The organism is Aeribacillus sp. FSL W8-0870, assembly GCF_037963755.1.
Taxonomy (GTDB): Bacteria; Bacillota; Bacilli; order Bacillales; family Aeribacillaceae; genus Aeribacillus; species Aeribacillus composti.
Genome location: NZ_CP150165.1, coordinates 1,001,446 through 1,014,040 on the forward strand (window position 1 = coordinate 1,001,446; position 12,595 = coordinate 1,014,040).

Below are 12,595 nucleotides of genomic sequence, written 5' to 3' on the forward strand. Positions count from 1 at the left end.
AAAAAAAAAACGCTGCTTCGTTTTTTTGCATGCAAAATAATAGACAACTGTATTTCTCTTGATTTATATTTTCCAGTGAAAGAGTTCCGGAAAAAGAGAAGCCGGACGTACAAATGAACGCCCGGTTTTCTCATGCTCCACTATGATATTTATAAATCCAAAGAATTCCTGATTTTAAAAGACGTGGCACACGTCCAGTGAGTGCGCGATCTCCTACCATCCCAAAACCTGATTTTTTTCCGAGAGAACCGAGAACGCCTTTTAATTTGAACGGCGGCAGTTCCTCTGGAAGAGGTTCGTTGTTCCATTTTTTGAGCAATACTTGTACAATTTGTTCAGCCTGCGCTTCGGCAAGTTGAGCACTTGGTGCGTAAGGAAGGCTTGCACAGTCTCCAACAACATACACATGCTCATCTTGAGGAAGATGATGGTATTTTGTTAAAATAACCCGTCCTTGCCGGTCTTTTTCAACATTCAATTTCCTTACGACATAATTCGGTTGAATTCCTGCGGTCCAAACGACAACATCACAAGGAATCGGTTCATCATGGTTATAAACCATATTTGGCTCAACTTTTGTAATATTGGCGCTGTTGATTACTTCAACCCCGTGCTCTTCAAACCATGTTTGGACATATTTGCTTAATCGTTCCGGGAAGTTTGATAAGATCACTTTTCCGCGGTCAAACAGCTTGATTTTTAAATCGGATCTGCTTTCACGCAGTTCGCTTGCCAATTCAACGCCGCTCAATCCGGCTCCAACTATGCAGACTGTTGCACCTGCTCCTAAATTGTTCAGCTTTTGATACGTTTCACGTGATTGATCGATTGTTTGAATGCTGCAAGTGTATTTGTCAGCACCCGGAACATTATGATATTTGTCTTCACATCCTAATCCGATGATAAGATCATCATACGTGATTGGAGATTGATCTTTTAAATGTACAAGCTTTTGTTCAAGGTCAATGTCCGTGACTTCACCGTAATGAATGTTCAATTTCGGGTGTTCTGGAAAGGCCACGCGCACGTGCTGATCTGAAATCGTTCCCGCAGCCAGCGCATAGTATTCCGTTTTTAAACAATGATAAGGGTTTTTATCCACTAATGTTATTTCGACACCATCCGGCAAGTTATTGGGAAGCAGCTTGTGAAGAATTCTCATGCCGCCATAGCCGCCTCCGAGGAGCAGTAACTTTCTCATCGCGATTCCCCTTTTCCCTGCAAATGTTTACCCCAAAACTGTGACAATCGTAACAAATGCCACTAAAAGTATAACGAATTTATGTATAAATCACAACATACTTAAGGAAAAATAGCACAATTGTTATGGCAAAATGTTAAATGAACCTTGAAGTTCAATGCTTTGACAATGAAGAAAAAAAGCATTATGATAGGCTACTGAGTATAGAAGGAGGACAATTCACGTGAAACCAATTATAGAGTTTTGTGTCAGCAACTTAGCAAACGGTTCACAAAAAGCATTAGAACAATTAGAAAAAGATCCTAATTTAGATATAGTTGAATACAGCTGCCTAGGGTATTGCGGCCAATGCTACGAATCGCTTTTTGCCCTCGTAAACGGAGAAGCGGTAGAAGGGGAAACGGCAGAAGAGCTAGTGAAAAATATTTATCAATTTTTAGAAGAAAATCCAATGTTTTAATAGAAAATAAAAGTGAATGATAAAATTAAAAGGGAGACAAGCTTTTGATTCTCCTTATTTTGATCCTGTCTCTAAATATTTCATTCGAGGTATGAGAGCATATTATAAAATGTAAGTATGAATCTCAATATTGTTTCTCAGTACGACGCTTGCCTTTGCGGATGAGTCTTTTTTTTACGTATGAGCAAGGTGTTTGAAGCGGCAGGCTGATGATATAAAAAATAAAAGCCCCTCTTATATTTCCCGAGGAGCTTTTATTTATATATGAAAACGGGGGATATTTTTATTGTCAACAAATTTTGAACGTTTTATACTTATAAAAACAAATTTTTTGTTGTTTTGGAGGAAAAAATGGAAACTTTTCAATTTACAAAAATGCATGGATTAGGAAACAGTTATATTTATGTAAATGGATTCGAAGAAACGCTTCCGGAGCATCTCCTGCCAGATATTGCGCGAAAAGTTGCGAACGTTCATACCGGCATCGGTTCAGATGGGCTAATATTAATTCTTCCATCTGAACGTGCGAATGTGAAAATGAGAATTTTCAACAGTGACGGTTCAGAAGGAAAAAACTGCGGAAACGGTTTGCGCTGTGTCGCAAAATATGTTTATGAGCATAACATAGTAAAAGAGAAAAAGTTTTTGATCGAAACACTTTCTGGCTTGGTTGAAGCCGAAGTCCATGAAGAAAATGGACGAGTATCATGTGTCACAATTGATATGGGTCACCCTAAGCTGTTAAAAAAGGAAATACCGATGGCCGGAAACGGAGATGAAACAGCTATTGGTGAAATCATGGAATTTAACGGCTCGAAATATGAAGTCACAGCGGTTTCGATGGGAAATCCACACATCATCTTTTTTGTGGACGATATTGAGAAAGCTCCATTAACAACATTGGGTCCGGTTGTCGAAAAAGATGCAAGATTTCCAGAAGGGGTAAATGTAGAATTTGTCGAAATCGTCAATGACCATGAGCTTCATTTTCGAGTATGGGAAAGAGGTTCAGGTGTCACACAAGCTTGCGGCACCGGAGCATGTGCGGCAGTGGTCGCATCCGTATTAAACGAGCAAACAACAAGAGGCAAAGAAACAGTTGTCCATCTTGCCGGCGGCGATTTATTTATTAAATGGACTGACGAGGGGAACATTTTGATGAAAGGACCTGCTGAAACGGTTTGCACGGGGACCTATTATTATGAATCCGGTTCAGAAATTTGAGAGTTTTTTTCTGAAAAGGTATACTAAAAGTGACTCAAAAATTAATGAAAAGGAGGATGGGTCATGTCTGAAATTGTTATGCTTACCGAAGCGGCAGCTTTTCAAATAAAAGATATGATGAGAGAAAATGAGGAAGAAGGCGCCTATTTGCGTATTGGTGTGAAAGGCGGCGGCTGCACTGGACTTTCATACGGCATCGGGTTTGAACAAGAAAAACAAGAAGATGATCACGAATTTGAACAATTCGGCATTCGAATTTTAGTGGATAAAGACAGCGCCCCTATATTAAAGGGAACAAAGATTGATTATAAACAATCGATGCTTGGTGGAGGATTCACAATAGACAACCCTAATGCGATTGCGTCTTGCGGCTGCGGCGCCTCCTTTAGAACTGCAACACACGCTGGAACACCGGAAGAGTGCTAAAAAAGATTCTTTCCTGAAGCCAAGCATAATGATCGCTTTATTCCTTAACTTTTTCTATACTCACAATAAAATATATCCTAATAAAGTGGAATCCAAAAAAAGTCTGCTTTATTAGGATATTTTTATGGGAAAAACGGCTAAATGCAACTTATTAAAAGTGATAGAGAATTAAATGAGGATATTTGCAGATCACAGATTTTCATCATGGAAGACCGTGCGAAAGACTATATGAATCACCGATGAAAGTTGAAAAAAGATAGGGCTGTCCGTTGAGTTCCTAAAATGAAGGATTTTGGAGCTACTGTGAAGGATAAAAATAAAGGAATAAAATTTGTAAATGTCCTTCATAGAGGCAATGAAGTCCAACAAGAAGCAATTGTATGTGTTGAATATCCGTCATAAAACTTTTGAAGAACTTAATGAAGAAAGAGAGCATAAGAAAAGTCATTTATAAAACTTCTGAAGGATATAAACAAAGGAAAAATGGTCTGTCCGATAAGCCCCTTCTTCTTGATGCAGTCTGGTTTCTTTAGAAAAGTACTTGACAAAAAGGCTGTCTCAAAAGGTCATAAAAAATGACCTTTTACGAGACAGCCTTTATTCTTTCCAATAAAATTTACTTTTGCTTATTATTCCCGCTGTAAGGGAGCTGTTCAGAAAGTCAAATCCCCATTGAAAAACAAAAAATCATAAGCACCGATATATCAACGTTTCTAAAACATTAAAGAGGGGGTCAATAAGCCGAAAAAATGACTTATTAGACACCCACATCTTTTTTCATCAATTAAACATACTTGTGCTGTGCATTGGCTGAACTTTTGCGCTTGGGTCAATATAAGCTTTGGCATTGTTTACAGCTGTTGGACCTTCGCCAAACCCAGTCGCAATTAATTTTATTTTTCCTTCATAAGTACAGATGTCTCCGGCAGCATAAATTCCCGGAATATTTGTTTCCATTTTTGAGTTAACAACAATCGAATTTTTCTCAATTTCCAGCCCCCAGTTTTTGATAGGGCCTAAAGAGGAAACGAAGCCAAAATTGACAATTACTTCATCTACATCAATAATCTCTTTCCGATCTCCTTTTGCTTCTTCGACTACGACTTGTTCAATTCGATCCTTGCCGATAAGCTCAACAGGAACAAAAGGTGTTAATATATTTGCTTTAGAATTTTTTAATTGATTTACGCTATGCTCGTGCGCGCGAAATTTATCTCTTCGATGGACAACCGTTACTTTTTCTGCAATAGGCTCAAGCATTAACGCCCAGTCAACAGCTGAGTCGCCGCCTCCAAACAGGACGACCTTTTTGCCTGCAAAATAGTTTAAATCTTCTACAAAATAGTGCAGGTTTTTCCCTTCAAATTGCTCAGCATTTTCCAGCTGAAGTTTACGTGGTTGAAATGCGCCGTTTCCGGCAGTGATGATAATCGTTTTTGAATAATGTATTTCTGAATTTGTCGTTAACTTAAATGTCCCGTCACTTTGTTTTTCAACTTCCTGAACTTCCTGTTCAAGGCAGACGGTTGGATTGAATAAGGCAATTTGTTCTTTTAAATTATTGACTAATTCTTGAGCTCTAATTTTTGGAAACCCCGCTACATCATATATGTATTTTTCAGGATAAAGCGCTGTCAATTGCCCTCCTAATTGTGGAAGGCTTTCAATAATTTTAACGGAAGCCTGCCTCATTCCTCCGTAAAAAGCTGTGAACATCCCGACAGGTCCCCCGCCAATAATCGTTATATCGTAGACTTTGCTGTCCTCTTTCACAGACGATTCCCCCTCTTGTTAATCTTTATTAATCATATCATAAAAAAAAGATTGTAAAAATACAAAGATTCTGTCATTTAAAGATTTATAAAGTTGATCATTTAGCTTAAAAATAAACTTGAAAAGTTGGACACAAACGGATATCATGACTATAGGTAAAAAGATGTTAAATTTTATTGACAATTTTGCCCTTATAATTTTTTGTCCAATAACGTGAATATTTTCACAAATTATGTGAAAAGTGAGTCTAGAATTGACCGCTTTAAAAATTACGGAAAAGGTTGGTGTGTCTTGTGAGAAATCCTAAAGTTGTTATTTTAGGTGCCGGTTATGGAGGATTAATGACCGTAACACGTCTACAAAAAATGGTGAGTGTGAACGAGGCTGATATTACACTTGTCAATAAGCATGATTATCATTATGAAACAACATGGCTGCATGAAGCATCTGCAGGCACCCTTCATCATGACCGATGCCGCTATCCAATTAAAGATGTAATTGATACAAACAAAGTAAACTTTGTGCAAGATTCTGTAAAATTAATTAAAACAGATGAGAAAAAAGTCATTCTTGAAAATGGCGAGCTTAACTATGATTACTTAGTAGTCGCTCTTGGGGCTCATCCGGAAACGTTTGGAATCCAAGGGTTAAAAGAATACGCTTTCACAATTTCCAACATTAATTCTGCTAGACAAATTAGAGAGCATATTGAATATCAATTTGCTACATACAATACAGAAGAAGAAAAAGATGATACACGTCTAACCATTGTAGTCGGAGGTGCAGGATTCACTGGAATTGAGTTTTTAGGCGAACTTGCCAACCGTGTTCCTGAGCTTTGCCGAGAGTATGATATTGACCCTAAAAAAGTCCGTATTATTTGTGTGGAAGCAGCACCGACAGCACTTCCAGGTTTCGATCCTGAACTTGTGGAGTACGCAGTCAATCAACTGCAGCGCAAAGGTGTTGAGTTTAGAATCGGCACAGCGATAAAAGAATGTACTGAACAAGGAATTATTGTTGGGAAAGACGATCAAACGGAAGAAATAAAAGCAGGCACTGTTATTTGGGCGGCTGGTGTGCGCGGAAACAGTGTAATTGAAGAATCTGGTTTTGAGGCAATGCGGGGCCGCGTAAAAGTAGAGAAAGACTTGCGCGCACCAGGATATGATGATGTGTTTATTATTGGAGACTGTTCATTAATTATTAATGAGGAAATCAATCGTCCATATCCGCCGACAGCGCAAATTGCAATGCAGCAGGGAGAAGTTTGCGCGAGAAATTTAGCTGCATTAATTCGCGGTAAAAAAGAACTCGAACCATTTAAGCCAGATATTAAAGGAACTGTTGCTTCTCTAGGAGAAGATGATGCAGTAGGTATTGCGTTAGGCAAAAAAATGGTCGGTACAAAAGCATCCTTCATGAAGAAAATGATTGATAACCGCGCGCTATATATGGTTGGCGGAGCAGGTCTCGTGTTGAAAAAAGGAAAATTCAAATTTTTTTAAGCTGAAGAAAAGAGCAAAGGCTTAAGGGCTTTTGCTCTTTTAAAATAATGTTTTATAAACATGAACAGCTTTTGTAATTTCTTTTAAAGCAGGAAAGTAAAATGTTTTGGAGAAGGAGCCGCTCTGTATTTATTGAATTTTCGTAGTAATAAGCTTTTAAACAAATTAAATTAAAGAGCTCGCTATGCTGATTGCGATTAGAGGGTTCGATTCAGCATAAAATCGCCATGCTGATCTGCAATTATATAGTAGCCTGATGTATTTGGTCTGTCGGACAGCTATACCCGATATTTCCTTCAAAGTTCTTCGTTTTATTCTCAAGTTCTTGTGCTTCTTTTGTTTGTTTACACCGTCTTTTTTGTGCTTGAAGGAATGAAAGTTCTCTCTTAAATGTTGAAGCCAAATCCCTCTTTATGGTACTAGCACAAAAGCGTCTCACATGAGTAAAAAACAGACAAAGCACTGTACATTAGGACAATTTTTCTTAAAGGTGATTTTTGGCATTTTGAAACGTTTGGGGAAACTTCCAGTTTTTTTGTATAAATTTTGAACTGCTCAAAGGTTGGAGAGCCTACTGAGAACCTTTTTGTGTGCATGTCAAACTTGCTTTGCTGATTTATGCCGATTAAATTCAATCTTGTACTTGATATATTGGAATAAATAGGTTAATAATTAAGGTAACAATTTATCGATTTGCTGCTTTAAAGGTTTGGCACATGTAAGAAGATCTGGCAAATTAACAAAGGCTGGTCAAGTTTTATCCTTATTAAACCACATAAAAACTTTTAATAATAATACGACAGTTTTCTGAGGGTGAGGTCACGATGATGAACATACCGGTGCTGTTGATTTCCATGCTGCTGTTCTTAGTTTTATTTTTTGGAATCGGTTTTTTATTAAATATGCTTTTAAGAATGTCATGGATAATGGCGATACTTTATCCGTTAGTATGTATTTTTTTAATTGATGAAGTGAATTTTTTTGATTATTTCAAATCACCTAGCCGCTCATTTTCTCTGTTGGGTGAAAAAATCGCCTCTCTTGCCGTAGCAGACATTCTCATTTTAGGAAGCGGGATGGTAGGTGCGATTCTATCAGGGATTGTCATTCGAATGCTTCGAGCAAGAGGATATCAAATGTTTTAAGCTTTTCCGTATAATCGGAAGGCTTTTTTTTATGTAAAAAAAAAAACGCTTTTTTGTTAAAACAATGTTATTTGAGTGCCTACATTTTATTTTTAATTTATTGGAAAATTTATACATGTCGGAATGTATTGAAAAATACACTCCTTTCAAAAGCTCCTCCAACGTATATTTTGTTTACGATTTGGAAACAAATAGACGGTGAGAGGAGTGAAATTAGAAAAAATGAAGAGTATAAAAATGTGGACTAGAAGAATTATGATGAGTCTGTTGTTTATTGGGGCGTTTTTAACAACTTTTGAAACCATTTCAGGTGTGAAAGCAGATGAACTGACAAAATGGGTGATCAAACAATATAATCAAAGAGAAAATTCTCAACAAGCCGTTGCAAAAAATATTAATCATGCAAATCAAGGACAGACGATGGAAAAATCCATTGATTTATCAAAGTATCCAAAAAAAACAGTTGTGGCTACCGGATATACAGCCGGATATGAGTCGACAGGAAAACATCCTGGCCACCCTGAATATGGAATTACTTATTCAGGTGTTAAAGTAAAAAGGGATCATTTTTCCACTATAGCAGCAGATTTAAACGTTTTTCCGATCGGAACGATACTTTATGTACCCGGATATGGCTACGGAGTTGTTGCAGATAAAGGTGCTGCGATTAAAGGCAATCGGCTTGATTTGTATTATGAAACAGTAGAAGATGTTTACAATCAGTGGGGAAAGAAAAAAGTGGATGTTTATTTAGTTAAAAAAGGAAACGGAACGTTAACAGAAGAGGAATTAAAAAAATTAAACGAAAATAAAACGATGGAAGTTTTTAGACAACGGTAGCTTATCCCACAGGGATGGGCTTTATTTTTTGGTTTGAAAATAAAGCAAAGTTCTATTCGACCTCGTATAATAATTGAAGGAGGTGGAAAAATGTTTAAAGTACTAGACGGTTTAGAAGGGGAAAGTTTAATTGTTGGCCTTTTTAAGCAAAACGGAAATTTATCAAAAGCTTTGCAGGAGCTGGATAAAAAATTGAACAATCAACTCACCAAGCTTATAAAATCAGGTGAAATTTCTTCTGCGAAAAACAGTGTCGCAAAACTATATACATTTGATGCCGAAAACGTAAAACGAATTTATTTTGTCGGGCTTGGGAAAGAAAAAGAATTCACGTTCCAAAAGGCAATGGAAGCTTTTGGGCATGCGTTTCAAGCTGTTCAACAAGATCAGAAGAAAATCGTAAGCGTACAGCTTTCTACCTTTATTGGAGGAGATGTGGAAGAGATAGATGCAGCTCATGCACTAGCGGAAGCGTTTGCCCTTTCTACATACAAAATAAAAAACTATAAACAACGATCAAACAGCAGCGAATCAAGCATTGAAGCTGTTCATGTTTTGACAGATGCAGATAAAGCGAAAATAAACGCAGCCTTAACTGCCGGTTATGTTTATGGAAGAGGAACAAATTCGGCAAGAACTCTTGTGAACATGCCTTCAAATTTATTAACTGCGACAGAACTCGCGAATTATTCCATCGAACTGGCCAAAAAATATTCTTTTGAGATCGAAATCCTTGAAAAAAAGGATATGGAGGAAATGGGTATGGGGGGGATATTGGCGGTAAATAAAGGCTCCAGTGAACCCCCTAAAATGATTGTGTTGAAATACCAAGGAAAAAAGATTTGGGACGATGCGATTGGTTTAGTCGGCAAGGGAATTACTTACGATACTGGGGGCTACTCGTTAAAACCTAGAGATGGGTTAGTAAACATGAAGACTGATATGGCAGGAGCAGCAGCCGTTTTAGGAGCGATGGAAATTATCGGTGAAATAAAACCGAAACAAAATGTTGTAGCCGTTATTCCGGCTACTGACAACATGATTGGCAGCGGAGCGATGAAACCGGATGATGTCATCGTGTCATTAAGCGGGAAAACAATTGAAATTTTAAATACAGATGCTGAAGGGCGTTTAGCCCTTGCAGATGGCATCACTTATGCAAAGCAGCATGGAGCGAAATACATTATCGATGTTGCCACTTTAACCGGTGGAGTTATTGTTGCTCTCGGAAAGCACACAACAGGTGCGATGACGAACAATGAAAAACTGTATGATCAGCTTTGGAAAGCATCTGTTGAATGTAATGAAAGAATATGGAGATTGCCAATTTTTGAAGATGACCGCGAGCGGGTAAAAAACAGTAAAATGGCGGATTTGAATAATTCCCCTGGCCGGGAAGGACATGCGATAATGGGCGGTGCTTTTTTAGCAGAATTTGCTGAAGATACGCCATGGGTTCATTTAGACATTGCCGGGACATCCACTACTTCTAAGAAAGGCCCTCTAGGACCTGAAGGAGCAACTGGTGTGATGACTCGAACATTGGCGGCCTTTGTGGAAAAATTCGTGCCGATTAAATCATGATGGAGTCATCCATCATTAGGTTGAACTATTGCAGATTTGGCTTTATGTCAGAAATGTTATTGCTGTTTCAGTTTTTCGGCAGGAGCCGCAATTCAATATAGGAGAGAGACGGAATCTATTTTGTAAAAAAGATGACCCATTCAGTATGCTTGAAAATCGTGGATTGATTTCTTTCTGACATGTATGTTGTCGGAAGCAACACCAAATTAGGATAATGTGTCGGCACATTCTGACTTAACAAATTGCTGCACATTTATCCTGATTTGGTCTTTATTGTGAACGATTAGCCCAGTACTTAACACGTTTATAAGTGCGCATTTTTTATTGCTTTTCAAAAGAGAGCGAAGGCTTTTTTTGCATTTTTGATAATAGATTCGGCAAGAACTGTTTTCCTTCTTTTAAGGTAAGTCGAAAATATATATGTGTATTATGTGGCAGAATTCATATTTGCGAACTCTTTTTCAAAAACTTTTTCTACAGGAACATAATTGTACCCAAGGTCGCGGGCGACTGCCTCATACGTTATTTCTTTGTTGGCAACGTTGACACCTAATTTGATCGCTTCGTTTTTGGCGATTACTTCTACTAACCCTTTGTTGGCTATTTGCAATGCATATGGAATGGTCGAATTAGTAAGGGCGAACGTAGATGTTCTCGGAACTGCTCCCGGCATATTCGCAACTGCGTAATGAAGGACCCCGTGCTTTACATATGTCGGATTGTCATGAGTGGTGACATGATCGCTCGTTTCAAAAATCCCGCCTTGGTCAATGGCAACATCAACGATGACTGATCCAGGTTTCATCGATTTTACCATTTCTTCAGTCACAAGCTTTGGCGCTTTTGCACCGGGGATTAAGACAGCACCGATGACTAGATCCGCTTCTTTTACTGCTTCGAAAATATTATAGGAGTTAGACATGAGCGTTTGAATGTCGTTGCCAAAAAGATCATCTAATTCCCGAAGACGCTTAGGACTTACGTCAAGGATCGTTACATGAGCTCCTAAACCGATAGCCATTTTTGCAGCATTTGTACCGACTACCCCGCCGCCGATGATGACGACCTTGCCGCGTTCAACGCCTGGAACACCGGATAATAGAATACCTTTTCCGCCGTACGGTTTTTGTAAAAATTGCGTTCCAACCAGTGTTGCCATACGACCGGCCACTTCGCTCATCGGTGTTAACAGGGGTAACGAATGACCGTCAGAAACTGTTTCGTAAGCGACCGCAATCACACCGGATTCCTTCAACTCTTTTGTCAGCTCAGGATTAGCTGCAAGGTGCAGGTAAGTAAACAGAATAAGACCATCACGGAAATATTTATATTCTTCTTGAAGCGGCTCCTTGACCTTCAACACCATATCTGCTTCCCAAACCTTGCTTGTATCATGAAGAATTTCGGCGCCTGCTTGAATATATTCTTCATCATGAATTCCGCTTCCAAGACCTGCACTTTCTTCTACGAGTACACGGTGACCTGCCTTGACTAATGAAACAACTCCAGCTGGTGTAATGGCTACACGATTTTCGTTATTTTTAATTTCCCGCGGTACACCAATTATCATTGCAATCCCTCCTGTATAGTATAATTTCGTTTTAATATTCCATATGTACCAACAATGAGTCGGAATTTTCATGTACCTGTCCATTTTATTGTTTCTTTTCCTGCTGGCAATCATTCATTGAATTTTTTTGTTTTTATATCATATGCAAATCGGTGTATGTTTGTCTGCAGCTTTCAGCGAAACCGCCAGTATATTTGCATAAATTTATAAAATCCACTTCCGTTGCGAAAATTTCGAACATATGGTATCTTATACAGAAATATTTAGGAGGGATGAGCTGTGAAAAGGGTCACTTTAATGGAAGTCTTCACTCATCCAATTACACAAAAATATTTAAAACGATCTGGCATCGCTCACGCGATTAAAACGGCTGATCACGCTTTTCGTCTTGCGATAGCATTCAATGTAAATCCCGATCTTGCGACAAAGGCGGCGCTGTTGCATGATATTGGCCATTATGAATGGTACACGGACGGTAAATGGGATTATGAAAAATATCGAAAAAATGATATTCATGCAATAAAAGGAGCGAACAGGGCGCATAAACTGCTGATAAGGCTTGGGGAAAAGCCTGAAGCAGCCAAGCAAATTGCTTTAGCTATTCTCCTTCATACGGATTCGTATTTGCCTGATGGTAATTTAAAGCAAAATCCTCTTCAGCGTATAGTTCGGCTTGCTGATGAATTGGATGAAGAACCAGGCGGAATGCATCATTACCGTCAAATTGACGAAAAGCTGGCTTTAAAGAAAATTAGGACTCTAGATAAAAAAGTTGAAAAGTACTATTCTCAGTTAAAATCCATTGTATAAGCGAACAATTTAGGCGTTTGATCATACAATACTATAAACAAACAATGGAAGTGG

Annotated in this window: 11 protein-coding genes; 8 read left to right on the forward strand and 3 right to left on the reverse strand. The window is 38.4% G+C overall.

Annotated features, from left to right (window positions below):
* Window positions 1–130: 130 nt before the first annotated feature.
* Window positions 131–1,201, reverse strand: a complete 1,071-nt coding sequence (locus NSU02_RS04820; RefSeq protein WP_339194500.1) for an NAD(P)/FAD-dependent oxidoreductase — start codon at window positions 1,199–1,201, stop codon at window positions 131–133.
* 223 nt (window positions 1,202–1,424) lie between these two features.
* Here NSU02_RS04820 and NSU02_RS04825 point away from each other — a divergent pair, with 223 nt between their 5' ends.
* The 3 genes from NSU02_RS04825 to NSU02_RS04835 all read left to right on the forward strand — a co-directional run bounded on the left by NSU02_RS04825 (window position 1,425) and on the right by NSU02_RS04835 (window position 3,311).
* A complete protein-coding gene (locus tag NSU02_RS04825; protein WP_094245256.1) occupies window positions 1,425–1,661 on the forward strand; it encodes a YuzB family protein in 237 nt (78 codons plus the stop codon).
* Window positions 1,662–2,012: 351 nt separating this feature from the next.
* Window positions 2,013–2,885, forward strand: coding sequence for a diaminopimelate epimerase (gene dapF / locus NSU02_RS04830; protein ID WP_339194502.1), 873 nt, complete (start codon window positions 2,013–2,015; stop codon window positions 2,883–2,885).
* Window positions 2,886–2,948: 63 nt separating this feature from the next.
* Complete coding sequence (locus NSU02_RS04835; RefSeq protein WP_063387075.1) at window positions 2,949–3,311, forward strand: iron-sulfur cluster assembly accessory protein; 363 nt, start codon at window positions 2,949–2,951, stop codon at window positions 3,309–3,311.
* Between the two features lie 780 nt (window positions 3,312–4,091).
* Here the strand turns inward: NSU02_RS04835 and NSU02_RS04840 are convergent.
* Complete coding sequence (locus tag NSU02_RS04840) at window positions 4,092–5,084, reverse strand: NAD(P)/FAD-dependent oxidoreductase (protein WP_063387074.1); 993 nt, start codon at window positions 5,082–5,084, stop codon at window positions 4,092–4,094.
* Between the two features lie 284 nt (window positions 5,085–5,368).
* On the opposite strand from NSU02_RS04840, the gene NSU02_RS04845 reads away from it, so the two are divergent.
* The 4 genes from NSU02_RS04845 to NSU02_RS04860 all read left to right on the forward strand — a co-directional run bounded on the left by NSU02_RS04845 (window position 5,369) and on the right by NSU02_RS04860 (window position 10,161).
* Entirely contained in the window at window positions 5,369–6,592 is a 1,224-nt protein-coding gene (locus tag NSU02_RS04845; protein ID WP_327856005.1) for an NAD(P)/FAD-dependent oxidoreductase, read from the forward strand.
* Between the two features lie 827 nt (window positions 6,593–7,419).
* Complete coding sequence (locus NSU02_RS04850) at window positions 7,420–7,737, forward strand: YuiB family protein (RefSeq protein WP_063387105.1); 318 nt, start codon at window positions 7,420–7,422, stop codon at window positions 7,735–7,737.
* A gap of 222 nt (window positions 7,738–7,959) precedes the next feature.
* Window positions 7,960–8,577 carry a 3D domain-containing protein gene (locus NSU02_RS04855; RefSeq protein WP_063387072.1) on the forward strand — a complete coding sequence of 206 codons (618 nt, stop codon included), beginning with the start codon at window positions 7,960–7,962 and terminating at the stop codon, window positions 8,575–8,577.
* Window positions 8,578–8,667: 90 nt separating this feature from the next.
* The gene (locus NSU02_RS04860) at window positions 8,668–10,161 is read left to right on the forward strand and encodes a leucyl aminopeptidase (protein WP_339194504.1); all 1,494 of its coding nucleotides are present in this window, start codon (window positions 8,668–8,670) and stop codon (window positions 10,159–10,161) included.
* 427 nt (window positions 10,162–10,588) lie between these two features.
* Here the strand turns inward: NSU02_RS04860 and ald are convergent, their stop codons facing one another.
* Window positions 10,589–11,731: an alanine dehydrogenase gene (gene ald, locus NSU02_RS04865; RefSeq protein WP_063387070.1), complete on the reverse strand. Its 1,143-nt coding sequence runs from the start codon at window positions 11,729–11,731 to the stop codon at window positions 10,589–10,591.
* A gap of 279 nt (window positions 11,732–12,010) precedes the next feature.
* On the opposite strand from ald, the gene NSU02_RS04870 reads away from it, so the two are divergent.
* Window positions 12,011–12,541 (forward strand): HD domain-containing protein, encoded by a 531-nt coding sequence (locus NSU02_RS04870; protein ID WP_063387069.1) that lies wholly within the window; start codon window positions 12,011–12,013, stop codon window positions 12,539–12,541.
* Window positions 12,542–12,595 lie beyond the last annotated feature (54 nt).

Coding starts and splice junctions, on each gene's coding strand:
- NSU02_RS04820 (WP_339194500.1), bottom strand. CDS start 1,201: ATGAGAAAGTTACTGCTCCTCGGAGGCGGCTATGGCGGCATGAGAATT.
- dapF (WP_339194502.1), top strand. CDS start 2,013: ATGGAAACTTTTCAATTTACAAAAATGCATGGATTAGGAAACAGTTAT.
- NSU02_RS04835 (WP_063387075.1), top strand. CDS start 2,949: ATGTCTGAAATTGTTATGCTTACCGAAGCGGCAGCTTTTCAAATAAAA.
- NSU02_RS04850 (WP_063387105.1), top strand. CDS start 7,420: ATGAACATACCGGTGCTGTTGATTTCCATGCTGCTGTTCTTAGTTTTA.
- NSU02_RS04855 (WP_063387072.1), top strand. CDS start 7,960: ATGAAGAGTATAAAAATGTGGACTAGAAGAATTATGATGAGTCTGTTG.
- NSU02_RS04860 (WP_339194504.1), top strand. CDS start 8,668: ATGTTTAAAGTACTAGACGGTTTAGAAGGGGAAAGTTTAATTGTTGGC.
- ald (WP_063387070.1), bottom strand. CDS start 11,731: ATGATAATTGGTGTACCGCGGGAAATTAAAAATAACGAAAATCGTGTA.